At 64.2% G+C, this 21,863-nt stretch carries 21 protein-coding genes and 1 tRNA gene; 18 read left to right on the top strand and 4 right to left on the bottom strand.

Annotated elements, in window-relative coordinates; translation table 11 throughout:
* The first annotated feature begins 76 nt into the window (after window positions 1-76).
* Together fabI and AAFF19_RS10755 are read left to right on the top strand one after the other, a co-directional pair.
* Window positions 77-877, top strand: coding sequence for an enoyl-ACP reductase FabI (gene fabI / locus AAFF19_RS10760; RefSeq protein ID WP_342721784.1), 801 nt, complete (start codon window positions 77-79; stop codon window positions 875-877).
* Window positions 878-897: 20 nt separating this feature from the next.
* Window positions 898-1,830, top strand: coding sequence for a DNA ligase (locus AAFF19_RS10755; RefSeq protein ID WP_342721783.1), 933 nt, complete (start codon window positions 898-900; stop codon window positions 1,828-1,830).
* A 77-nt stretch (window positions 1,831-1,907) separates the two neighbouring features.
* Here AAFF19_RS10755 and AAFF19_RS10750 read toward each other — a convergent pair whose 3' ends face one another.
* Both AAFF19_RS10750 and AAFF19_RS10745 read right to left on the bottom strand, forming a co-directional pair.
* Complete coding sequence (locus AAFF19_RS10750) at window positions 1,908-2,468, bottom strand: fasciclin domain-containing protein (RefSeq protein ID WP_342721782.1); 561 nt, start codon at window positions 2,466-2,468, stop codon at window positions 1,908-1,910.
* Between the two features lie 173 nt (window positions 2,469-2,641).
* Window positions 2,642-5,011, bottom strand: coding sequence for an arginine/lysine/ornithine decarboxylase (locus tag AAFF19_RS10745; RefSeq protein WP_182120220.1), 2,370 nt, complete (start codon window positions 5,009-5,011; stop codon window positions 2,642-2,644).
* 146 nt (window positions 5,012-5,157) lie between these two features.
* On the opposite strand from AAFF19_RS10745, the gene AAFF19_RS10740 reads away from it, so the two are divergent.
* The 5 genes from AAFF19_RS10740 to AAFF19_RS10720 all read left to right on the top strand — a co-directional run bounded on the left by AAFF19_RS10740 (window position 5,158) and on the right by AAFF19_RS10720 (window position 8,413).
* Complete coding sequence (locus tag AAFF19_RS10740) at window positions 5,158-5,583, top strand: NfeD family protein (protein WP_008903597.1); 426 nt, start codon at window positions 5,158-5,160, stop codon at window positions 5,581-5,583.
* A 51-nt stretch (window positions 5,584-5,634) separates the two neighbouring features.
* Window positions 5,635-6,561: a stomatin-like protein gene (locus tag AAFF19_RS10735; RefSeq protein WP_008903596.1), complete on the top strand. Its 927-nt coding sequence runs from the start codon at window positions 5,635-5,637 to the stop codon at window positions 6,559-6,561.
* A gap of 83 nt (window positions 6,562-6,644) precedes the next feature.
* Window positions 6,645-6,734: transfer RNA gene (locus AAFF19_RS10730), tRNA-Ser, on the top strand.
* Window positions 6,735-6,926: 192 nt separating this feature from the next.
* Complete coding sequence (locus AAFF19_RS10725; RefSeq protein WP_182120219.1) at window positions 6,927-8,138, top strand: integrase arm-type DNA-binding domain-containing protein; 1,212 nt, start codon at window positions 6,927-6,929, stop codon at window positions 8,136-8,138.
* Window positions 8,139-8,161: 23 nt separating this feature from the next.
* Window positions 8,162-8,413, top strand: a complete 252-nt coding sequence (locus AAFF19_RS10720) for a hypothetical protein (RefSeq protein WP_182120218.1) — start codon at window positions 8,162-8,164, stop codon at window positions 8,411-8,413.
* A gap of 158 nt (window positions 8,414-8,571) precedes the next feature.
* On the opposite strand, the gene istB is transcribed toward AAFF19_RS10720, so the two are convergent.
* The gene (gene istB / locus AAFF19_RS10715; protein ID WP_342721847.1) at window positions 8,572-9,093 is read right to left on the bottom strand and encodes an IS21-like element helper ATPase IstB; all 522 of its coding nucleotides are present in this window, start codon (window positions 9,091-9,093) and stop codon (window positions 8,572-8,574) included.
* A 139-nt stretch (window positions 9,094-9,232) separates the two neighbouring features.
* The gene (locus AAFF19_RS10710; RefSeq protein ID WP_026436943.1) at window positions 9,233-10,174 is read right to left on the bottom strand and encodes a LysR family transcriptional regulator; all 942 of its coding nucleotides are present in this window, start codon (window positions 10,172-10,174) and stop codon (window positions 9,233-9,235) included.
* A gap of 106 nt (window positions 10,175-10,280) precedes the next feature.
* On the opposite strand from AAFF19_RS10710, the gene AAFF19_RS10705 reads away from it, so the two are divergent.
* Genes AAFF19_RS10705 through AAFF19_RS10655 form a run of 11 tightly spaced genes read left to right on the top strand, consistent with a single transcriptional unit; the run spans window position 10,281 to window position 21,851 of the window.
* Window positions 10,281-11,750 carry a form I ribulose bisphosphate carboxylase large subunit gene (locus tag AAFF19_RS10705; RefSeq protein WP_026436944.1) on the top strand — a complete coding sequence of 490 codons (1,470 nt, stop codon included), beginning with the start codon at window positions 10,281-10,283 and terminating at the stop codon, window positions 11,748-11,750.
* 28 nt (window positions 11,751-11,778) lie between these two features.
* Window positions 11,779-12,225 carry a ribulose bisphosphate carboxylase small subunit gene (locus tag AAFF19_RS10700; protein WP_026436945.1) on the top strand — a complete coding sequence of 149 codons (447 nt, stop codon included), beginning with the start codon at window positions 11,779-11,781 and terminating at the stop codon, window positions 12,223-12,225.
* Between the two features lie 14 nt (window positions 12,226-12,239).
* Window positions 12,240-13,226 (top strand): CbbX protein, encoded by a 987-nt coding sequence (gene cbbX, locus AAFF19_RS10695; RefSeq protein WP_081679689.1) that lies wholly within the window; start codon window positions 12,240-12,242, stop codon window positions 13,224-13,226.
* Entirely contained in the window at window positions 13,219-13,989 is a 771-nt protein-coding gene (locus tag AAFF19_RS10690) for an HAD-IA family hydrolase (RefSeq protein WP_026436947.1), read from the top strand. Before cbbX ends, AAFF19_RS10690 begins: the two co-directional genes overlap by 8 nt.
* 42 nt (window positions 13,990-14,031) lie before the next feature.
* The gene (rpe, locus tag AAFF19_RS10685; RefSeq protein WP_051248945.1) at window positions 14,032-14,793 is read left to right on the top strand and encodes a ribulose-phosphate 3-epimerase; all 762 of its coding nucleotides are present in this window, start codon (window positions 14,032-14,034) and stop codon (window positions 14,791-14,793) included.
* Window positions 14,784-15,869 carry a class 1 fructose-bisphosphatase gene (locus AAFF19_RS10680; protein WP_026436948.1) on the top strand — a complete coding sequence of 362 codons (1,086 nt, stop codon included), beginning with the start codon at window positions 14,784-14,786 and terminating at the stop codon, window positions 15,867-15,869. Before rpe ends, AAFF19_RS10680 begins: the two co-directional genes overlap by 10 nt.
* A 57-nt stretch (window positions 15,870-15,926) precedes the next feature.
* Window positions 15,927-16,805 (top strand): phosphoribulokinase, encoded by an 879-nt coding sequence (locus AAFF19_RS10675; protein WP_026436949.1) that lies wholly within the window; start codon window positions 15,927-15,929, stop codon window positions 16,803-16,805.
* The gene (gene tkt, locus AAFF19_RS10670) at window positions 16,802-18,880 is read left to right on the top strand and encodes a transketolase (protein WP_081679690.1); all 2,079 of its coding nucleotides are present in this window, start codon (window positions 16,802-16,804) and stop codon (window positions 18,878-18,880) included. The genes AAFF19_RS10675 and tkt overlap by 4 nt, the downstream gene beginning before the upstream one ends.
* Window positions 18,877-19,557: an HAD-IA family hydrolase gene (locus AAFF19_RS10665; protein WP_182119115.1), complete on the top strand. Its 681-nt coding sequence runs from the start codon at window positions 18,877-18,879 to the stop codon at window positions 19,555-19,557. The genes tkt and AAFF19_RS10665 overlap by 4 nt, the downstream gene beginning before the upstream one ends.
* 18 nt (window positions 19,558-19,575) lie before the next feature.
* A complete protein-coding gene (gene gap / locus AAFF19_RS10660) occupies window positions 19,576-20,592 on the top strand; it encodes a type I glyceraldehyde-3-phosphate dehydrogenase (RefSeq protein ID WP_026436951.1) in 1,017 nt (338 codons plus the stop codon).
* On the top strand, window positions 20,589-21,851 hold the full coding sequence (locus AAFF19_RS10655) for a phosphoglycerate kinase (RefSeq protein WP_026436952.1): 1,263 nt from the start codon (window positions 20,589-20,591) through the stop codon (window positions 21,849-21,851). Before gap ends, AAFF19_RS10655 begins: the two co-directional genes overlap by 4 nt.
* The last annotated feature ends 12 nt before the right edge of the window (window positions 21,852-21,863 follow it).

Here is a 21,863-nt window from a genome sequence, read left to right as displayed (position 1 = left end):
GCTAAGGGATTTCCCCGCAAGCGGCTGCGGTGCTTCGGCCAACGCCATATCCCCCGCATTCCACAGGAGAACAACAATGGGTTTTCTGACCGGCAAAAAGCTGCTCATCACGGGCGTTCTGTCCAACCGTTCCATCGCCTACGGCATCGCCAAGGCCTGCCACGACCAGGGTGCCGAGCTGGCTTTCAGCTACGTGGGCGACCGCTTCAAGGACCGCATCACCGACTTTGCCGCCGAGTTCAACTCCAAGCTGATCTTTGACTGCGATGTGGCGAGCGACGAGCAGATCGAGCGCATGTTTGCCGAGCTGTCCGCCACCTGGCCCCGGTTTGACGGCTTTGTGCACAGCATCGGCTTTGCCCCGCGCGAGGCGATTGCCGGCAACTTCCTTGACGGCCTGTCGCGCGAAAACTTCCGCATTGCGCACGACATCAGCGCCTACAGCTTTCCGGCCATGGCCAAGGCGGCCCTGCCTTACTTGAACGACAAGTCGTCGTTGCTGACCCTGTCTTACCTGGGCGCGCTGCGCTCCATCCCCAACTACAACACCATGGGACTGGCCAAGGCCAGCCTGGAAGCCAGCGTGCGCTACCTGGCCGAAGCCGTGGGCCGCACCGAAGACGGCCGCAGCATCCGCGCCAACGGCATCAGCGCCGGCCCCATCAAGACCCTGGCCGCCAGCGGCATCAAGGACTTTGGCAAGCTGCTCAGCCGCGTGGCCGACGCATCGCCCCTGCGCCGCAACGTGACCATTGAAGACGTGGGCAATGTGGCGGCCTTCCTGCTGTCCGACCTGGCCAGCGGCATGACGGCTGAAATCACCTATGTGGATGGCGGCTTCAGCCAGACGGCCGGCCTCTCGGCCGACCAGGTCTGACGCCCTTTAGTTCAAGCAAAATGGCCTCCAGCGCTTACCCATCAAGCGCTGACAGCTATTTATTTAATAGCATTTCATCTCCAGCCCGCCGACGCTTTCTCAGTGTTCTGGCAAGGGCCCTGCCCCTCGCCGCCCTGTTGCCCGCATCGGCCTGGGTGCACGCCGCAGACGCGCCCGCCCTGTTGCTGGCCAACGTGTACCGGCCCGGCATGCCGCTGGCGGACTACTGGGTGAGCGAAAAGTACGACGGTGTACGCGGGTACTGGGACGGCCACACCTTGCGCACCCGTGGCGGCGAAACCGTGCAGGCCCCGGCCTGGTTTACCGCGGGTTGGCCCACCACGCCCATGGATGGCGAACTGTGGGCCGGGCGCGGCCGCTTCAGCGCTGCGCAGTCCACCACGCGCCAGCAGCAACCCGATGACGCAGCGTGGCGTGGCATCCGGTTCATGGTGTTTGACTTGCCGCAGCACGGCGGCGTGTTTGACGAACGACTGCCCGCGCTGCAGGCGCTGGTGCGGCGAATTGGCCAGCCCTGGGTGCAGGCCGTGCCCCAACAGCGCATTGCCAACGACGCAGCCCTGCAGGCCCTGCTGCACAAGACGGTGCGCGCAGGTGGCGAGGGGCTGATGCTGCACCGTGGCACATCGCTCTACCGGTCCGGCCGCAGCGACGACCTCATCAAGGTCAAGACCCACCAAGACACCGAGGCCCGCGTGGTGGCGCACCTGCCCGGCAAAGGCAGGCACGCGGGGCGCATGGGCGCCCTGCTGGTGGAGATGCCTTCGGGCCAGCAATTCAGGCTGGGCGCGGGTTTCAGCGATGCGCAGCGGGTGGACCCACCGCCCGTGGGCAGCTGGGTGACCTACCGCTTTCGCGGCACGCACGACGGCGGCCTGCCGCGCTTTGCGAGTTTTGTGCGGGTGCGCGAGGACATTCCGCCTGCCCGGTGACGGCTGCAGCGCTGGCGCCTGCCCGACGCCGAACGCGGTGGCCCGGCGGCTTTGCGGCAGGCAGGCTGCACCGCTCATCAGTTGGGCAACAGGACCTTGTCCACCACGTGGATCACGCCGTTGGACTGGTACACATCGGCAATCGTCACCGTGGCTGTACCACCCTTTTCATCCGTCACCATGATGGCGTTGCCGTTGGCCTCGGCCGTGAGCGTTCCGCCCGCGACGGTCTTGATGCTGGCCATGCCTTTGCCGTCGGCAATCATCTTGGACAGCGCAGAGGCGTCATACTTGCCTGCCACCACGTGGTAGGTGAGCACCTTGGTCAGCGTGGGCTTGCTCTCGGGCTTGAGCAGCGTGTCTACCGTGCCTGCAGGCAATGCGGCAAATGCGGCATTGGTGGGCGCAAAAACGGTGAACGGGCCTGCGCCCTTGAGCGTCTCGACCAGGCCGGCCGCCTTGACCGCCGCCACCAGGGTGGTGTGGTCTTTGGAGTTCACAGCGTTGTCGATGATGTCCTTGCTGGCCAGCATGGGCGCACCGCCCACCATGACCTGGGCCATGGCAGGCATTGCGGCAGCCCCCAGGGCAGCTGCAAGAGCGATGGTGGCAAGGCGGGCGTTGAATCGAAGGGTCATGAAGATCTCCTGAGGGTGGTGTGAAGACAGTCACCGCATGACAATCACGCGGCTGACAGTCAATACGGCAGCACCACTGCAGCGGATTCAAGCCCATGAAAAAATCGCTCCGCCAGTCAAGCCGGGGAGCGATTTTTGGTGTGCAGGTGCAGACACCCGCACCAAGACGGTAGTTATACGTTGCGGCCGTAAGGTCCGTCATCCCCTACCTGCACCAGGTTCTCGGCCGTGGCCAGGGGCTTGGGGTTCTTGCGGGAGGGTTTGCCGTCGGCCACGCAGTCGGCGTAGTAGCGCACCTGCCCGTTTTCGTCTTCCACTTCCACCAAGCCGTGGATGTCGGTCTCGAAGCCGGGGCACAGCTTGGCAAACTCACGCGCGAACTTGAGGTAGTCCACGATCTTCTTGTTGAACACCTCGCCGGGGATCAAGAGTGGAATGCCTGGTGGGTAGGGCGTGACCAGGCCCACGGTGATACGGCCTTCCAGGTCGTCGATCTCCACGCGCTCGGTCTGGCGGTGGGCGATGTGCGCGTAGGCGTCCGAGGGCTTCATGGCGGGCGTCAGGTCCGACAGGTACATCTCGGTCGTCAGGCGCGCAATGTCGTACTTGGCGTACATCTCATGCACGTGCTGGCAAAGGTCCTTGAGACCCATGCGCTCATAGCGCTTGTGCTGCTGGCAGAACTCCGGAAGGATGCGCCACATGGGCTGGTTCTTCTCGTAGTCGTCCTTGAACTGCTGCAGCGCAGTCAGCAGCGTGTTCCACCGGCCCTTGGTGATGCCGATGGTGAACATGATGAAGAAGCTGTACAGACCGGTCTTTTCCACCACCACGCCGTGTTCGGCCAGGTACTTGGTGACGATGGACGCGGGAATGCCGGTCTTGTCGAACTTGCCGTCCAGGTTCAGGCCGGGCGTGACGATGGTGGACTTGATCGGGTCCAGCATGTTGAAGCCGTCGGCCAGCTGACCAAAGCCGTGCCACTTGCTGCCATTCTTCTTGCCCTTGCCGTCGCTGCGGATGATCCAGTCCTCGGCACGGCCCAGGCCTTCGTCCACGAGCTTTTCAGGCCCCCAGACCTTGAACCACCAGTCGCTCTTGCCGAAGTCGTGCTCCACCTGGCGCATGGCGCGGCGGAAGTCCAGTGCTTCGAGCAGGCTCTCTTCCACCAGCGCAGTGCCGCCGGGCGGCTCCATCATGGCGGCGGCCACGTCGCAGCTGGCGATGATGCTGTACTGCGGGCTCGTGCTGGTGTGCATCAGATAGGCCTCGTTGAAGAGGTGCCTGTCGAGCTTGGTGGTCTGCGAATCCTGCACCAGCACATGGCTGGCCTGGCTGATGCCCGCGAGCAGCTTGTGGATGGACTGCGTGGCGTATGTCACCGAATACTTGGGGCGCGCACGCTTCTTGCCCATGGCGTGGTAACTGCCGTAGAACGGATGGAACGCCGCGTGTGGCAGCCAGGCCTCGTCAAAGTGCAGGTTGTCCACGTAGCCATCGAGCATGCTCTTGATGGTTTCGGTGTTGTAGAGCACGCCGTCGTAGGTGGACTGTGTGAGCGTGAGCACGCGCGGTTTGACCTTTTTCGCATCGACTCCCTTGAGCAACGGGTTGGCCTTGATCTTGGCCTCGATGGCCTTGGGCTCGAACTCGCTTTGCGGGATGGGGCCGATGATGCCGAAGTGGTTGCGCGTGGGCTTCATGAACACCGGGATGGCCCCGGTCATGATGATGCTGTGCAGGATGGACTTGTGGCAGTTGCGGTCCACCACCACCACGTCGCCGGGTGCCACGGTGTGGTGCCACACCATCTTGTTCGAGGTGCTCGTGCCGTTGGTCACGAAGAAGCAGTGGTCAGCATTGAAGATGCGCGCTGCGTTGCGTTCGCTCTCGCCAATGGCGCCGTTGTGGTCGAGCAGCTGGCCCAGCTCTTCCACGGCATTGCACACATCGGCGCGCAGCATGTTCTCCCCGTAGAACTGGTGGTACATCTGGCCCACGGGGCTCTTCAAAAACGCCACGCCGCCGGAGTGGCCGGGGCAATGCCAGCTGTACGAGCCGTCTTCCGCATAGTCGAGCAGTGCCTTGAAGAACGGCGGCTGCACGCTTTCAAGATAGCTCTTGGCCTCTCGGATGATGTGGCGCGCCACGAACTCGGGCGTGTCCTCGAACATGTGGATGAAGCCGTGCAACTCGCGCAGGATGTCGTTGGGCAAATGGCGGCTGGTCTTGGTCTCGCCGTGCACATAGATGGGCACCTCGGTGTTCTTGCGCCGCACTTCGCCGATGAAATTGCGCAGGCTCAGAACGATGGGATCGAGCCCGTCGCCCCCGGAGAACTCCTCATCATCAATCGACAGGATGAACGCGCTGGCCCGGCTTTGCTGCTGGGCAAACTGCGACAGGTCTCCATAGCTGGTGACGCCAACCACCTCGAACCCCTCGGACTCGATGGCCTGCGCCAGCGCGCGGATACCGAGGCCCGACGTGTTCTCGGAACGATAGTCTTCATCGATGATGATGATGGGAAAGCGAAACTTCATGCGCAGCCTCCGTGCAACCGTGCCCTGCCCGGCCAAAAAACGAAATAGGCGCGAAGTGTAAGGAATAACGTAGTCACGCCTTTGAACTGCAACCCTTTTGTCCCAGAATGTGGTGCACTAAACACAATCACAACAAGGAGTTGGCTATGGAGGAATCCACCATCTGGTGGCTGGCAGCAGGGGCCGTGGTCGTCGCGGAGCTCGTCACCGGGACGTTCTATTTGCTCATGGTGGCGGTCGGGCTGGTGGCGGGGGCCCTTGCGGCACATCTCGGCGTGCCTTTGTCGCTGCAGATGGTGGCTGCAGCTGCCCTGGGAGGTGGCGCCGTGCTGGCCCTGTACTTCCAGAAAAAGAAACGCCCCGGAGACCCCTCGGCACGCGCAGACCGCAGCGTGAACATGGATGTGGGCGAGACCATTCTGATCGAGAGCTGGAACCCCGATGGCACCACCACCGTGAAATACCGGGGGGCGCAGTGGACTGCCATCCATCGGCCCGGGGTCACGCCCTCCACCGGCATGCACCGCGTCGCTGAGCTGGTGGGCAACCGCCTGCTGGTAGACCCCGTGTAAGCCTGCCTCGGCCGGCCCCTTCAATCTCCTTATTTACTAAAAAGGTCTTCCATGGAAAAAACCGCCATTGCCGCCGTCGTCTTCGTGATCTTCCTGGTCTTCGTGATCCGGTCGGTCAAGGTCGTGCCCCAGCAAAACGCCTGGGTCAAGGAACGTCTGGGAAAGTACGCAGGCACCCTGACACCCGGCCTGAACTTCCTGATTCCGTTCATTGACAAGGTTGCCTACAAACACAGCCTCAAGGAAATCCCGCTCGACGTGCCGAGCCAGGTGTGCATCACACGCGACAACACGCAGCTGCAGGTGGACGGCATCCTGTACTTCCAGGTGACCGACCCCATGCGCGCCAGCTACGGCTCCAGCAACTACATCATGGCCGTCACGCAACTCGCCCAGACCTCGCTGCGTTCGGTCATCGGCAAGCTGGAACTCGACAAGACGTTTGAAGAGCGCGACATCATCAATGCCCAGGTCGTGCAGGCCATTGACGAAGCCGCGCTGAACTGGGGCGTGAAGGTGCTGCGCTACGAAATCAAGGATCTGACGCCGCCCAAGGAAATCCTGCACGCAATGCAGGCGCAGATCACCGCTGAGCGCGAGAAGCGCGCGCTGATTGCCGCCTCAGAAGGCCGCAGACAGGAGCAGATCAACATCGCCACCGGCGAGCGCGAGGCCTTCATCGCCCGCTCCGAGGGCGAAAAACAGGCTGTGATCAACAAGGCCCAGGGCGAAGCCGAATCCATCAAGGCCGTGGCCGAAGCCAACGCACAGGCCATTGAACGCGTCGCCGCAGCCATCCGCCAGCCAGGTGGCGAACAGGCGGTGCAGCTCAAGGTGGCCGAAAAGGCCGTGGACGCCTACAGCCAGGTCGCCTCGGATGCGACCACCACCCTCATCGTCCCGAGCAACATGACCGAAGTGTCGGCACTGATCGGTTCGGCGATGAAAATGGTGCAGACATCGCAGAGAGCGGGTTGAGATAGCACAGCGGACGATATTTTCAGACCGTGGCCGGCAGTGACCGGTAGGCACCCAATCCTGTGGCTATAATCGAGGGCTTCGGAGAGGTGGATGAGCGGTTTAAGTCGCACGCCTGGAAAGCGTGTGTGGGCTAATCCCCACCGCGGGTTCGAATCCCGCCCTCTCCGCCATGGATCAGTTCTTTGACGTTCACTGACGTCCTAGAAACCCCTTCAAAAGCCCCGTAAGTCTATGATTTACGGGGCTTTTTGTTTGTTGACGTTCAGATACGTCCGTTGACAGCCGGTCTTCCTTGTTGGTATCGTTGTGGGTATTCAGGCTGAACCGTGTTGGTATCGCCGCTACCAGCAGGAGAGAGCCCGGTGCTTACCGATACCGCCGTACGAACCAGTAAACCCCGCGAGACACTCTACAAGGTGTCGGATGGGCGCGGCCTTCAACTCCATATCACGCCACAGGGTTCGAAGCTCTGGCGCTGGGCCTATCGCTTTGATGGCAAGCAGAAACTCATGGCACTCGGGGGTTACCCGGACGTGTCTCTAGCCCAAGCCCGAGACTGGGCTGATCAAGCCCGAAAGCTTCTCGCGACAGGCACCGATCCGATGGCCGAGCGCAAGGCGGAGAAGATCGCTCGCCGACTCTCCGCTGACAACTCTTTTGCTGTAATCGCAAAGCTCTGGTACGAGGGATGGAAAGCCGCGCGCAGTGACAGCCACACAGCTTACGTATGGCGCAGACTGGAAGCGGATGTGTTTCCAGCCATCGGGCCTCGCCCCGTGGCGGAGATCGAGACGCCTGAGTTGGTTTTCATGATGAAGAAGATCGAGAAGCGGGGCGCCTTAGACATAGCAAAACGCGCGCTTCAAACCTGCGGCCAGATCTTCCGGTACGCCATTGCTCACGGCCTTGCAACCCGAAATCCGGCCGCAGAGATTCGACCTGCGGACGTTCTAGCATCTCGAAAAAAGGAGAACTATGCCCGGGTTGAGCCCAAGGAGTTGGCAGAGTTGTTGCGAAAAATTGAGGTCTACCAAGGCTCAGCCACCACTCGAATGGCCATCAAGCTCATGGCGATGACCTTCGTGCGTACCTCTGAGCTGATTGGCGCTCGCTGGCAAGAGATTGATTGGGACGCCGCTCGCTGGGACATTCCGGCTGAGCGCATGAAGATGAAGACTCCACACATCGTTCCGCTCTCAAGCCAGGCGGTGACGCTGCTCCGGAGTCTCCACACCCTCACTGGGCACAGCGCCTTGCTTTTTCCTGGCGAGCGCGACCATGAGAAGCCGATGAGCAATAACACCATCTTGGGCGCTCTGGATCGCATGGGATACAAAGGGCGAATGACAGGCCATGGTTTCCGAGGCGTAGCCTCGACGATCTTGCATGAACAAGGTTGGCCACATCAGCATATCGAATTGCAGCTGGCGCACCAAGAGCGGAGTGCTGTCTCGGCAGCGTACAACCATGCCCTTTATCTTCAGCCTCGCGTCAAAATGATGCAGGCTTGGAGCAACTACCTCGACGCATGTATCGCGGGCAATGTGGTTCGAATCGAGGGAAAACGCGCGTAGCGATACTTTTTTGAGCGGCACTTATGAATACGAAAAAGCTCTCTCAGTTGCGCGCTGCCGCTGCCCGGGGTGACGAGGAGGCCATTGCGAAACTGTTCGAAGTAGCCAAGTCCCCAGAAGGTCTGAATCAGTTGCACGCCATTGCGCAGGAATCCGAGGAGCGTTGGGCGAAGAAGAAGCGCGCTGAGCTCAAGCAGACGCCTCCACGCGAGCTTGGTCACTGGGAAACTTTACATGTTGGCGCCGATTCAAAATTGAGCCACCGTGCCGATTGAATTTTGAGCCAGGGCTAATGGCCAACCTGTGAAGGTCGGCTGTGGATAAGTGTAGTGCCTTGGGTCGGTTTTGGTCTCCTTGGTGATCGAGCTCGGTGGTCGTCCGTTGAGGGTAAGCCGCGCAGGGCGAAGCCCGTAGCGGCTTGCCCTTGAACCGCTCAGAACGGCTCAGCCTTCTTGGCCTGTTCGCGTGCCTTGATGCGTTTCTTGGCCACGGCTGTGCTGTGCATGAACCTGTGGGACTCGTTGCCCGTCTCGACGATGTGGCAGTGGTGCGTGAGTCGATCCAGCAGTGCCGTGGTCATCTTGGCATCGCCGAACACGCTGGACCATTCCTTGAAGTCCAGGTTGGTGGTGATCATCACGCTGGTCTGCTCGTAGAGCTTGCTCAGCAGGTGGAACAGCAAGGCGCCGCCTGCCTGGCTGAAGGGCAGGTAGCCCAGCTCATCAAGGATGACCAGGTCCATGCGCTGCAAGCTCGCTGCGATGCGGCCTGCCTTGCCTTGGGCCTTCTCCTGCTCCAGTGCGTTGACCAGGTCCACCGTGGAGTAAAACCGCACGCGTGAGCCATGGCGCGTGATGCCCGCCACGCCGATGGCCGTGGCCAGATGCGTCTTGCCCGTGCCGGGGCCACCCACCAGCACCACGTTGTGCGCCTGACGACCAAGCCATCGAAGCAGTCGATGATGGGCGACAGGTACACCTTGCCGGCCGGGATCTGGAACTCGGTGATGACGCGACTGCAGCGTTCGGCGAATCACCGATGACCTGATCACGGCTTGGGAGCTCTATCTGTTCTGCAGTGCGGTCGACGACGTTTCAGCCCGCATTCATCCCAGAGAACGATGCAGGGAAGTTCTCTGCCAGGTAGCTCTCACCCCGCTCCAACACGAAGTAGCGAAAGGCCTCGGCAGCTGGAGACAGCAGCTTGGACAAGGTGTGCACTACGTTCCAGGCGCGCACCACCGGAGCACCTTCCACGTCCAGCACCGTCAGCAGCCGGCTGTTCAGCTCCAGCCCCACGGTATGCAGCGACAAGAAGCTCAGACCCATGCCGGCCATCACGGCCTGTTTGATGGTCTCGTTGCTGGCCATTTCCATGATCACGCGCAACTCGACGTGCTCGCTGAGCAAAAACTTCTCCAGCGCGGCGCGTGTGCCGGAACCCTGCTCACGCACGATGAAGTCGTATTCCTTGAGCAGAGCTGCGGGCATCTGGGCCGCCAGCGCCAGCGGGTGATCGACCGGTGCCACGAACACGTGCGGGTGCGCAGCAAACGGCTCGGCGCGCGTGGCCAGTTCCTTGGGCGGGCGGCCCATGATGGCGATGTCCACCTCGTTGGCGTGCAGCATCTTCACCAGTTGTTCGCGGTTGCTCACTGCCAGACGCAGGTCGATGTTGCCGTGCTCGCGCCGGAACTCAGCCAAGAGATGCGGCAGAAAGTATTTCGCCGTGCTCACCATGCCGATCACCAGAGTGCCGGTCTCCAGTTTCTGTAGTCGGGCCGCGGCGTCTTCTGCATCCTTGAGCGTGGCCAGCATCTTGCGCGCATAAACCAGCATGTACTCGCCCACGGTGGTCAGCGCCACCTTGCGGCCGTTGCGCTCGAACAGGGGCATGCCCACGTGCCCTTCCAGCTCCTTGATCTGCATCGTCACCGCCGGCGGGGTGAGGTGCAGCACCTGCGCCGCCCGCGCAAAGCTGAGGTGGCGCGCCACCTCGCTGAACACGCGCAATTGCCGGAAGGTGGCGTTCTTCATTAAGTAAAACCTTAATCGAAATTCAAGAAATCGTGAATTTACTTTATTTACACCCAAATTTAAAGTCCGCTCCACCCCAGACAAACCTCACTTTTTGGAGCAACACATGAGCAACGCCCCCGTAGGTTCCACCGAGATCAAGGACGCCAAAAAGCGCTACAGCGCAGGCGTGCTCAAGTACAAGCAAATGGGCTACTGGATGCCCGATTACGTGCCCAAGGACACGGACACGTTGTGCCTGTTCCGCATCACCCCGCAGGACGGGGTGGACCCCGAAGAAGCCGCCGCCGCTGTGGCCGGCGAATCGAGCACCGCCACCTGGACGGTGGTGTGGACCGACCGACTGACCGCCTGCGACAGCTACCGCGCCAAGGCCTACAAGGTGCAGCCGGTGCCCAACCGCCCGGGCGAGTACTTTGCCTGGGTGGCCTACGACCTGATCCTGTTCGAAGAAGGCTCCATCGCCAACATGACGGCGAGCCTGATTGGCAACGTGTTCAGCTTCAAGCCGCTGAAGGCCGCCCGCCTGGAAGACATCCGCATCCCGGTGGCTTACGTGAAAACCTTCAAAGGCCCGCCGACCGGCCTGGTGGTCGAGCGCGAACGGCTGGACAAGTTCGGCCGCCCGCTGCTGGGCGCCACCACCAAGCCCAAGCTGGGCCTCTCGGGCCGCAACTACGGCCGCGTGGTGTACGAAGGCCTCAAGGGCGGGCTCGATTTCATGAAGGACGACGAGAACATCAACTCGCAGCCTTTCATGCATTGGCGCGACCGCTTCCTCTTCGTGATGGACGCGGTGAACAAGGCCAGCGCCGAGACCGGTGAAGTGAAAGGCAGCTACCTGAACGTAACCGCCGCCACGATGGAAGACATGTACGAGCGCGCCGAGTTCGCGAAAGAACTGGGCTCGGTCATCGTGATGGTGGATCTGGTCATTGGCTACACCGCCATCCAGAGCATGGCGAACTGGTGCCGCAAGCACGACATGATTATGCACATGCACCGTGCGGGCCATGGCACCTACACGCGGCAGAAGAACCACGGCGTGAGTTTCCGCGTGATCGCCAAGTGGCTGCGCCTGGCGGGCTGCGACCACCTGCACACCGGCACCGCGGTCGGCAAGCTCGAAGGCGACCCGCTCACGGTGCAGGGCTACTACAACGTCTGTCGCGACAGCTACACCAAGACCGATCTGCCACGTGGCCTCTATTTCGACCAGGACTGGGCCGACCTGAAGAAGGTCATGCCCGTGGCTTCGGGCGGCATCCACGCCGGCCAGATGCACCAGCTGATCGACCTCTTCGGCGACGACGTGGTGCTGCAGTTTGGCGGCGGCACCATCGGCCACCCCATGGGCATCCAGGCCGGCGCGGTGGCCAACCGCGTCGCGCTGGAATGCATGGTGAAAGCGCGCAACGAGGGCCGCAACCTGCTGGAGGAAGGCCCGACCATCCTGAAGCAGGCCGCGCAGCACTGCAGCCCGCTCAAGGCCGCGCTCGATACCTGGGGCGAGATCAGCTTCAACTACCAGAGCACCGATTCCAGTGACTACGTGGCTACGCCCGCGATGGCCTGACCCGCTCCAACACAGAGGACCGCACACCATGATGACCAACCCCACCGGCCGCCTCACACAAGGCCAGTTCAGTTTCCTGCCCGAGCTCACCGACGCGGAGATCACCGCGCAGATCGAGTACGGCCTCAAGCGTGGCTACGCCTGGAGCGTGGAATACACCGACGACCCGCATCCGCGCAACACCTACTGGGCCATGTACGGCCACCCGATGTTCGACCTGCAGGACGCTGCCGGCGTGCTGCAGGAAGTGCAGGCTTGCCGCAAAGCATTCCCGCGCCACTACATCCGCATGATGGCCTTCGACTCGACGCGCAACGTCGAGACCATCGTGATGAGTTTCATCGTCAACCGACCCCCCACCGAACCCGGCTTCATGCTGGAGCGACAGGAAGTGAACGGCCGCAGCCTGCGCTACACCACGCGCGGCTACGGCGCGGTGCGCCCTGAAGGCGAGCGTTACCAAGACGCAACCTGAAAGCACGGGCCGCCATGTCGTACCTCATTCCTGGCAGCACGCCGCCACCACTCGATGCCGCCGTGACCACCGCGGCCGCATCGGTGGAGGGCCCGGCACCGGCCCACACCCCGGCAAAGGCACCGCGCTCGGTGGGCGCGGTGCTGGCCAGCACGCAGGTGGAGGCCGTGCTGCAGGAACTGGACGATGAGCTTGTGGGCCTGGCGCCAGTAAAGGCCCGGGTGCGCGACATCGCGGCGCTGCTGGTCATTGACAAACTCCGCACCGGCCTGGGTCTGCCTTCGCAGCCGCCCAGCCTGCACATGTGCTTCTCGGGCAACCCCGGCACCGGCAAAACCACGGTGGCACTGCGCATGGCGCAGATCCTTCACCGGCTGGGCTATGTGCGCAAGGGCCACATGGTGGCCGTGACGCGCGACGATCTGGTGGGCCAGTACATCGGCCACACCGCGCCGAAGACGCGCGAGGTTTTGAAGAAGGCCATGGGCGGCGTGCTCTTCATCGACGAGGCGTACTACCTCTACCGCCCCGAGAACGAACGCGACTACGGGCAGGAGGCGATCGAGATCCTGCTGCAGGTGATGGAGAACCACCGCGACGACCTCGTGGTGATCCTGGCCGGCTACGAGGACAGGATGAACACCTTCTTTCAGTCCAACCCCGGCATGCGCTCGCGCATTGCGCACCACCTCACCTTTCCCGACTACAGCGCCGGCGAGCTGATGCAGATCTCGCGCAGGATGCTCGCCGAGCAGAATCACCGCTTCAGCCCGGAAGCCGCCGAGGCCTTCGGACGTTACCTCGGCCTGCGGCTGGAGCAACCCCATTTCGCCAATGCGCGCAGCGTGCGCAACGCGCTCGACCGTGCACGCCTGAGACAGGCCAGCCGTCTGTTTTCGCAGCCTGACCACGAGCTCAGCGCGGAAGAACTCACCACGCTGCAGGCGAGCGACATCCTTGGCAGCCGCCTCTTCGGCGCCGAAGGAGCAACCCATGCTTGAGGCCCTCATCTTCGACGTCGACGGCACCCTGGCCGACACCGAAGAAGCCCACCGCACCGCCTTCAACGACGCCTTTGCCGAAGTGCGCCTGGACTGGCATTGGGACGAGACCACCTACATCCGCCTGTTGCAGGTCTCTGGCGGCAAGGAACGCATCGCACACCACTGGCACATGGTCGAACCCGAGATCGCCAGCGGCGCCGCGGCGCGAACCACCATCGACCGCGTGCATGCCATCAAGACGCGCCTCTACGAAAGCCGCGTGAGCGGCGGCCAGCTGCCGCTGCGCCCAGGCGTGTTGCGCCTCATGCGCGAGGCGCTCGCTGCCGGCCTTCGCCTGGCCATCGCCACCACCACCACACCAGCCAACATCGATGCCTTGCTGCGCACCCCGCTCGGGCCGGATTGGCGGCGCCACTTCGCGGCCATCGGTGATGCGGCCACCGCCGCACGCAAGAAGCCCGACCCGCTGGTGTACCAGCAGGTCTTGTCCACCCTGGGCCTGCCGGCGCAGGCCTGCCTGGCCTTCGAGGACTCGGCCAACGGCCTGCGCGCGGCCACCGCCGCCAGCATTCAGACCCTGGTCACACCCACCGTGCACACCACCGGCCAGCGTTTTGACGACGCCCTGCTGGTGTTGCCGCACCTGGGCGATCTCGCACAACCCTTGCCCCAGGGTGTCGCTGGCATGGACCAGCGCTGGGTCACGGTGGACGCCCTGCGCCGCTGGCACGCCGGCAGCACCCTGTTCGAGTCGGCCTGATCGGTCGCGTCCATTTCCCCCACACAACAGAGTCGCCCCACGATGTCCCGAGCGAACCCGCCCCTCCTGCCACCCTCCCCCGTTCGGCTGGCACCCTCCATCCTGTCAGCCGACTTCGCCCGCCTGGGCGAAGAAGTGCGCGCCATCGAAGCGGCGGGCGCGGACTTCGTGCACTTCGACGTGATGGACAACCACTACGTGCCCAACCTCACCATCGGCCCGCTGGTGTGCGAGGCGATCCGCCCGCATGTGCAGATTCCGATCGACGTGCACCTGATGGTGGAGCCCGTGGACGCGCTGGTGCCGCTGTTCGCCAAGGCGGGTGCGAGCTGCATCACCTTCCACCCCGATGCCTCGCGCCACGTGGACCGCACGCTGCAACTGATCCGCTCGCACGGCTGCAAGGCAGGGCTGGTGTTCAATCCCGCCACGCCGCTGGCCTGGATGGACCACGTGATGGACAAGCTGGACATGGTGCTGCTCATGAGCGTGAACCCGGGCTTCGGCGGCCAGGCGTTCATACCTGCCACGCTGCACAAGCTGCGCGAGGCGCGCCGCCGCATCGACGCGCACACCACCGCCGGTGGCCAGCCCATCTGGCTGGAGGTGGACGGTGGCGTGAAGCTGGACAACATCGGCCAGATCGTGCAGGCCGGCGCCGACATCTGCGTGGCCGGCAGCGCGGTCTTCGGCGCGCCCGACGCGGGCGGCGGCTACTACGGCGTCATGGGCGCGCTGCGCAAAGCCGCAGATTCAACCGATCGTCATTCCAGCAACCCCACGCGGAGCACACCATGCCATTGACCGGCCGCAAGACCCTCACCCAGTACCTGATCGAAGAACGCCGCCGCTTCCCCCAAGCCAGCGGCGACTTCAACGCGCTCATTCTTGACGTGGCCATGGCCTGCAAGGCCATCGCGCGCGCGGTGGCATTCGGCGCGCTGGGCGACGTGCTGGGCAACCACGCGGCCGAGACCGGGGGCTCGGTCAACGTGCAGGGTGAAACACAGAAGAAGCTGGACGTGCTGAGCAACGAGTACTTTTTGCGCATCACCGAATGGGGCGGCCACCTAGCGGGTATGGCGTCGGAAGAGATGGACGCGCCGTACCAGATTCCCCGGACCTACCCGCGCGGCAAGTACCTCCTGGTGTTCGACCCGCTCGACGGCTCCAGCAACATCGACGTGAATGTGTCGGTGGGCAGCATCTTCTCGGTGCTGCGCGCGCCGGCAGCCGAAGACCGCGAGGTGACCGAGTCCGACTTCCTGCAACCCGGCACGCAGCAGGTGGCCGCCGGCTACGCACTCTACGGCCCCACCACCATGCTGGTGATCACGGTGGGCAATGGCGTGGCCGGCTTCACGCTCGACCCCAACCTGGGCGAATTCATCCTCACCCATCCCGATCTCACCGTACCCGCCGACACGCAGGAATTCGCGATCAACGCGTCCAACAGCCGCTTCTGGGAAGCGCCGGTGAAGCGGTACGTGGACGAATGCCTGGCCGGCAAGACCGGCCCGCGCGCCAAGGACTTCAACATGCGCTGGATCGCCAGCATGGTGGCCGAGGCGCATCGCATTCTCATGCGCGGCGGCGTGTTCCTCTACCCGCGCGACACGAAGGACGCATCGAAGCCCGGCCGCCTGCGCCTGTTGTACGAGGCCAACCCCATCGGTTTCATCATGGAACAGGCCGGCGGGCGCGCCAGCACCGGGCGCGTTCCCATGCTCGGTGTGCAGCCCGAGGGCCTGCACCAGCGCATCGGCCTGGTGTTCGGTTCGAAGGACGAGGTGGAGCGCATCGAGCGCTACCACGCCGAACCCGTCCGCAAAGACCTGGACAACCCCCTGTTCCACGAACGCAGCCTGTTCCGCGTCTGAGCGGTCGGCCTCCACGCTTGCATTCGCACCGATTCTTCAACTTCACGGGACGTCACCATGTCTGAGCGCCACCCCATCATCGCCATCACCGGCTCGTCGGGCGCGGGAACCACTTCGGTCACCCGCACCTTCGAGAACATCTTCCGCCGCGAAGGCGTCAGCGCCGCCATCATCGAAGGCGACAGCTTCCACCGCCACGACCGCAAGGAGATGAAGCAGCGCCAGGCAGAGGCCGAGCGCGCCGGCAACGGCCACTTCAGCCACTTCGGCCCGGAGAACAACCTCTTCCCCGAACTCGAAGCGCTGTTCGCCGCCTATGGCCGCAGCGGCACCGGCATGTCGCGCAAGTACCTGCACGATCCCGACGAGGCCGCCCCCTACCGGCAGGAGCCGGGCACCTTCACCCCATGGGAAGAACTGCCTACCGGCACAGACCTGCTGTTCTACGAAGGTCTGCACGGCGCAGTGATCACGCCCGACGTGAACATCGCCCAACACCCCGACCTGCTCATCGGCGTCGTGCCGGTGATCAACCTGGAGTGGATCCAGAAGCTCTGGCGCGACAAGTCCAAGCGCGGCTACAGCACCGAGGCGGTGACCGACACCATCCTGCGCCGCATGCCCGACTACGTGAACTACATCTGCCCGCAGTTCGCGCACACGCACGTCAACTTCCAGCGCGTACCGTGCGTGGACACGTCCAACCCCTTCATTGCGCGCGAGATTCCCGCGCCGGACGAAAGCTTCGTCGTGATCCGCTTCGCCAAACCCAAGGGCATCGATTTCCAGTACCTGCTGAGCATGGTGCACGACTCGTTCATGTCGCGCGCCAACACCATCGTGGTGCCCGGCGGCAAGATGGAGCTGGCGATGCAGCTCATTTTTACGCCCTTCATCTGGCGGATGATGGAGCGCAAGCAGAGGGCCTTCGCATGAGCACCGCCCGCCAACAACCCAATCTCGATCTTGCGCGCCGCATGGCGAACGCCATCCGCATGCTGGCGGTGGACGCGGTAGAGGCCGCGAACTCGGGCCACCCGGGCGCACCCATGGGCATGGCCGACATCGCCGAGGTGCTGTGGAACCGCCACCTGCGCCACAACCCCGCCAACCCCGCCTGGCACGACCGAGACCGCTTCGTGCTCTCCAACGGCCACGGTTCCATGCTGCTGTACGCGCTGCTGCACCTCACGGGCTACGACCTGTCGATGGACGACCTGCGCCAGTTCCGCCGCCTGCACAGCAAGACCGCCGGCCACCCTGAAGTGGGCGTGACACCGGGTGTGGAAACGACCACCGGACCGCTGGGCCAGGGCCTGGCCAACGCGGTCGGCATGGCGCTGGCCGAGAAGCTGCTCGCGCACCAGTTCAACCGCCCCGGCCACGACATCGTGGACCACCACACCTACGTGTTCCTGGGTGACGGCTGTCTCATGGAAGGCATTAGCCACGAGGTGTGTTCGCTCGCAGGAACGCTCCGCCTGTCCAAGTTGATCGCGCTGTACGACGACAACGGAATTTCCATCGATGGCCATGTGCAGGGCTGGTTCACCGACGACACACCGCGCCGCTTCGCTGCCTACGGCTGGCACGTGGTCACAGTGGACGGTCACGACCCCAGCCTGATCCACGCCGCGCTGCAGCGCGCACGCAGCGCGGCCGCGCAGGCCGAGGGAAAGCCCACGCTGATCTGCTGCAAGACCGTGATCGGCAAGGGCGCGCCCAACAAGCAGGGCAGCCACGACGTGCACGGCGCCGCCCTGGGCGCCGCCGAGGTTCAGGCCACGCGCGAGGCGCTGGGCTGGAGCACCGCGCCCTTCGAGATTCCGGCCGACATCGCTGCCGCATGGAACGCCACCGAGCGCGGGTGTGCGCTGGAAACGCAATGGCTGGCGCGTCTCGCCGCCTACCGCCAGGCCTTCCCGGTCGAAGCCGCCGAGTTCGAACGCCGCATGGCCGGCGACCTGCCCGAGGCCTTCGTGAACGAAATTCCCGCGCTGGTGGCGGCGCTCGGCCAGTGCACCGATGCGGTGGCCACCCGCAAGGCCAGCCAGCTCGCGCTCGATGCCATGGCACCGAAGCTGTCTGAAATCTTCGGCGGCAGCGCCGACCTCACCAGCTCCAACCTCACCAACTTCAAGGGCTGCGTCACCGCCGGGCCAAACAAGGCTGGCCGCTTCAGTGGTGGCAACCACCTGAGCTACGGCGTGCGCGAGTTCGGCATGGCCGCCATCATGAACGGCATGGCACTGCACGGTGGTTTCATTCCCTACGGCGGCACCTTCCTCGCGTTCAGCGACTACAGCCGCAACGCGGTGCGCATGGCCGCGCTGATGAAGCTGCAGGTGGTGCATGTGTTCACGCACGACAGCATCGGCCTGGGCGAAGACGGTCCGACCCATCAGCCGGTGGAGCATGTGCCCAGCTTGCGCATCATCCCGGGGTTGGACGTGTGGCGGCCCGCCGATGCGCTGGAAACGGCCGTGGCCTGGTCCCATGCGCTGCTGCGGCGCGACGGTCCCACCGCGCTCGCGCTCTCGCGTCAGAACCTGCCGCAGCTGGGCGATGCGTCGCGCGCAGCGGACATCCGGCGCGGGGGCTACGTGCTCTCGGACATGGACGGTGCTCAGGCGGTGATCGTCGCCACCGGTTCCGAAACGGCGCTCGCCATGCAGGCACAGACCGCGCTCGCGGCCGAAGGCATCGCCACACGCGTGGTCTCCATGCCCTGCACCAACCTGTTCGACCGGCAGGACGCCGCCTGGCAGGACGCGGTGCTGCCGCCCGCGCTGCCCGCTATCGCGGTGGAGGCCGCGCACCCCGATTTCTGGCGCAAGTACGTCGGCCGCACCGGGCGCGTGGTGGGCATGGCCAGCTTCGGCGAATCGGCACCCGCGAAAGACCTGTACGCACACTTCGGCATCACCGCCGCGCGCGTGGCCGACGAGGTGCGCGCACTGGTGCACCCACGCCCGCGTGTGCGCGCCGGCATCGAAGCGGTGACGGCATGAGCGCGAACGTCCAGGCTTTCGACTTGGCAATGTTCGACCTCGACGGCACCCTGGTCGCCACCGCCGGCGAGATTGGCGACGCCGTCAACGACACGCTGGTGCGCTTCGAGCTGCCAGCGGTCTCGCAGGTGCAGGTGGAGCGCTGGATCGGCCACGGCACGCGCGAGCTGCTGATCCAGGCACTGGCATCGGCCAACGACACCACCGCCGAGGTGATCCGGTCCAGCAGCTCACTGAGCTTGATCGCTGCCGAATTCGATCGCCACTACCAACGCCGTTGCGGCACGCGCAGCCAGCTCTACCCCCAGGTGCGCGACACCCTGTTGGCCCTGCGCGAGCGCGGCGTCAAGCTCGCCGTCGTGACCAACAAGGAAAGCCGCTACACCGCCACCGTGCTCGATGCACACCGCCTCGCACCGCTGTTCGACCGCGTGATCAGCGGCGACACCCTGCCCACCAAGAAGCCCGACCCCGCTGGCATCCACAGTTGCCTCACGCAGTTCGGCGCGGCCGCAGAACGCGCGCTGTTCGTGGGCGACTCCTCCATCGACGTGGCCACCGCGCGCAACGCCGGCGTGCGCGTGTGGGCGCTGCCCTATGGCTACAACATGGGTGAGCCCATCACCGCCAACCAACCCGATCGCGTCATTCCCGACATCTCTGTCCTGTTGAACTGAATTTCCCTCGAACACCCCATGACACAGAAAGCCCCCATCAAGATCGGCATCAACGGCTTCGGCCGCATCGGCCGCAACGTGCTGCGCAGCGCCATCCAGAACTTCCAGGACATCGAAGTCGTGGCCATCAACGACCTGCTGGAGCCCGAGTACCTGGCTTACATGTTGCAGTACGACAGCGTGCACGGCCGCTTCAAGGGCGACGTCAAGGTCGAGGGCAACACCCTGATCGTCAATGGCAAGAAGATCCGCCTGACGCAGGAGCGCGACCCGGCCAACCTGAAGTGGGCCGACGTTGGTGCGGAGGTCGTCATCGAATCCACCGGCCTGTTCCTGGACAAGGTCACCGCGCAGAAGCACCTGGACGCGGGCGCCAAGAAGGTCATTCTGTCGGCCCCGAGCAAGGACGACACCCCGATGTTCGTCTTCGGCGTGAACGACAAGACCTACAAGGGCGAGGCCATCATCTCCAACGCCAGCTGCACCACCAACTGCCTGGCGCCCATTGCCAAGGTGCTCAACGACAAGTGGGGCATCAAGCGCGGTCTGATGACCACGGTGCACGCGGCCACGGCCACGCAGAAGACGGTGGACGGCCCGAGCAACAAGGACTGGCGCGGCGGTCGCGGCATCCTGGAAAACATCATCCCTTCCAGCACCGGTGCGGCCAAGGCCGTGGGCGTGGTGATCCCCGAGCTGAACAAGAAGCTCACGGGCATGTCCTTCCGCGTGCCGACCTCCGACGTGTCGGTGGTCGACCTGACGGTGGAACTCAACAGCGAAGCCAGCTACGACGAGATCAAGGCCGAGATGAAGGCCCAGTCCGAAGGCGCGCTCAAGGGCGTGCTGGGCTACACGGAAGACAAGGTGGTCGCCACCGATTTCCGCGGCGATACCCGCACCTCGATCTTCGACGCCGAAGCCGGCATCGCGCTGGACAAGACCTTCATCAAGGTGGTGAGCTGGTACGACAACGAGTGGGGCTACTCCAACAAGTGCCTGGAAATGGTGCGCGTCGTGGGCTACGCGAAATGAAGCCTCTGCGATTCAGCGATGTGTGTGCAACCGGCTTCGCGCGCGGCAAGCGGGTCTTCATCCGTGCCGACCTCAACGTGCCTCTATCGCCCCCCATGCTTCGCTGCCCCCCCGAGGGGGGAGCAACCGCCTTGGGGCGGCCCGGCGGCGGCTGGGACGACAGCGGCCGCATCACGGAAGACACGCGCATCCGCGCTAGCATCCCGGCCATCCAGATGGCGCTGGACGCCGGCGCGGCGGTCATGGTCACGAGCCACCTGGGCCGGCCCACCGAAGGGGCGTTCAAGCCCGAGGACTCGCTCGCCCCCGTGGCCGCACGCCTGGGCGAGCTCATGGACCGCCCGGTGCGCCTCGTGGCCAACTGGATCGACGGCGACTTCTCGGTCGCCCCCGGCGAGGTCGTGCTGCTGGAGAACTGCCGCCTCAACGTGGGCGAGAAGAAGAACAGCCCCGAACTCGCGAAGAAACTCGGCGCGCTGTGCGACATCTTCGTGCACGACGCCTTCGGCACCGCCCACCGGGCCGAAGGCACCACCTACGGCATCGCCGAGACCGCGCCCATCGCCTCCGCCGGCCCGCTGCTGGCGGCCGAGATGGACGCCATCGCCAAGGCGCTGGCCGCGCCGAAGCGCCCACTGGTCGCCATCGTGGCCGGCAGCAAGGTCAGCACCAAGCTCACCATCCTCAAGAGCCTGGCGAACAACGTGGACAACCTGATCGTCGGTGGCGGCATCGCCAACACCTTCATGCTGGCCGCCGGCCTGAAGATCGGCAAGAGCCTGGCCGAAGCCGACCTGGTGGACCAGGCCAAGGCGGTAATCGAGGCGATGAAGGCGCGTGGCGCCGAGGTACCGATCCCGACCGACGTGATGACCGCCAAGGCTTTCAGTGCCGATGCGCCGGCCACGGTCAAGAAGGCCACCGACGTGGCCGACGACGACCTGATCCTGGACATCGGCCCCGAGACCGCGGCCAAGCTGGCGGCACAGCTCAAGCAGGCCGGCACCATCGTCTGGAACGGCCCGGTGGGCGTGTTCGAGTTCGCCGCGTTCGAAGGTGGCACCAAGGCGATTGCGCAGGCTATTGCCGACAGCAGCGCCTTCAGCATCGCCGGTGGTGGCGACACGCTGGCCGCGATTGCCAAGTACGGCATCGAGAAGGACGTGGGCTACATCTCCACCGGCGGCGGCGCTTTCCTCGAAGTGCTCGAAGGCAAGACGCTGCCGGCGTTCGAAATCCTCGAACGCCGTTCGTCCTGATGCCCCCTTTTC

It is taken from the genome of Acidovorax sp. FHTAMBA (genome assembly GCF_038958875.1).
Lineage (GTDB): Bacteria > Pseudomonadota > Gammaproteobacteria > Burkholderiales > Burkholderiaceae_C > Acidovorax.
The sequence above is the reverse complement of the archived record's forward strand: the minus strand, read 5'-3'. Positions and strand labels throughout refer to the sequence as shown.

What these genes read in the sequence shown, in the direction of transcription:
- AAFF19_RS10700 (WP_026436945.1), top strand. Translation starts at nt 11,779, where the DNA reads ATGATGACCAACCCCACCGGCCGCCTCACACAAGGCCAGTTCAGTTTC.
- gap (WP_026436951.1), top strand. Translation starts at nt 19,576, where the DNA reads ATGACACAGAAAGCCCCCATCAAGATCGGCATCAACGGCTTCGGCCGC.
- AAFF19_RS10720 (WP_182120218.1), top strand. Translation starts at nt 8,162, where the DNA reads ATGAATACGAAAAAGCTCTCTCAGTTGCGCGCTGCCGCTGCCCGGGGT.
- AAFF19_RS10680 (WP_026436948.1), top strand. Translation starts at nt 14,784, where the DNA reads ATGCCATTGACCGGCCGCAAGACCCTCACCCAGTACCTGATCGAAGAA.
- AAFF19_RS10755 (WP_342721783.1), top strand. Translation starts at nt 898, where the DNA reads ATGGCCTCCAGCGCTTACCCATCAAGCGCTGACAGCTATTTATTTAAT.
- AAFF19_RS10655 (WP_026436952.1), top strand. Translation starts at nt 20,589, where the DNA reads ATGAAGCCTCTGCGATTCAGCGATGTGTGTGCAACCGGCTTCGCGCGC.
- AAFF19_RS10745 (WP_182120220.1), bottom strand. Translation starts at nt 5,011, where the DNA reads ATGAAGTTTCGCTTTCCCATCATCATCATCGATGAAGACTATCGTTCC.
- rpe (WP_051248945.1), top strand. Translation starts at nt 14,032, where the DNA reads ATGTCCCGAGCGAACCCGCCCCTCCTGCCACCCTCCCCCGTTCGGCTG.
- AAFF19_RS10740 (WP_008903597.1), top strand. Translation starts at nt 5,158, where the DNA reads ATGGAGGAATCCACCATCTGGTGGCTGGCAGCAGGGGCCGTGGTCGTC.
- cbbX (WP_081679689.1), top strand. Translation starts at nt 12,240, where the DNA reads ATGTCGTACCTCATTCCTGGCAGCACGCCGCCACCACTCGATGCCGCC.
- AAFF19_RS10705 (WP_026436944.1), top strand. Translation starts at nt 10,281, where the DNA reads ATGAGCAACGCCCCCGTAGGTTCCACCGAGATCAAGGACGCCAAAAAG.
- AAFF19_RS10675 (WP_026436949.1), top strand. Translation starts at nt 15,927, where the DNA reads ATGTCTGAGCGCCACCCCATCATCGCCATCACCGGCTCGTCGGGCGCG.
- tkt (WP_081679690.1), top strand. Translation starts at nt 16,802, where the DNA reads ATGAGCACCGCCCGCCAACAACCCAATCTCGATCTTGCGCGCCGCATG.
- AAFF19_RS10665 (WP_182119115.1), top strand. Translation starts at nt 18,877, where the DNA reads ATGAGCGCGAACGTCCAGGCTTTCGACTTGGCAATGTTCGACCTCGAC.
- AAFF19_RS10710 (WP_026436943.1), bottom strand. Translation starts at nt 10,174, where the DNA reads ATGAAGAACGCCACCTTCCGGCAATTGCGCGTGTTCAGCGAGGTGGCG.
- AAFF19_RS10750 (WP_342721782.1), bottom strand. Translation starts at nt 2,468, where the DNA reads ATGACCCTTCGATTCAACGCCCGCCTTGCCACCATCGCTCTTGCAGCT.
- AAFF19_RS10735 (WP_008903596.1), top strand. Translation starts at nt 5,635, where the DNA reads ATGGAAAAAACCGCCATTGCCGCCGTCGTCTTCGTGATCTTCCTGGTC.
- fabI (WP_342721784.1), top strand. Translation starts at nt 77, where the DNA reads ATGGGTTTTCTGACCGGCAAAAAGCTGCTCATCACGGGCGTTCTGTCC.
- AAFF19_RS10690 (WP_026436947.1), top strand. Translation starts at nt 13,219, where the DNA reads ATGCTTGAGGCCCTCATCTTCGACGTCGACGGCACCCTGGCCGACACC.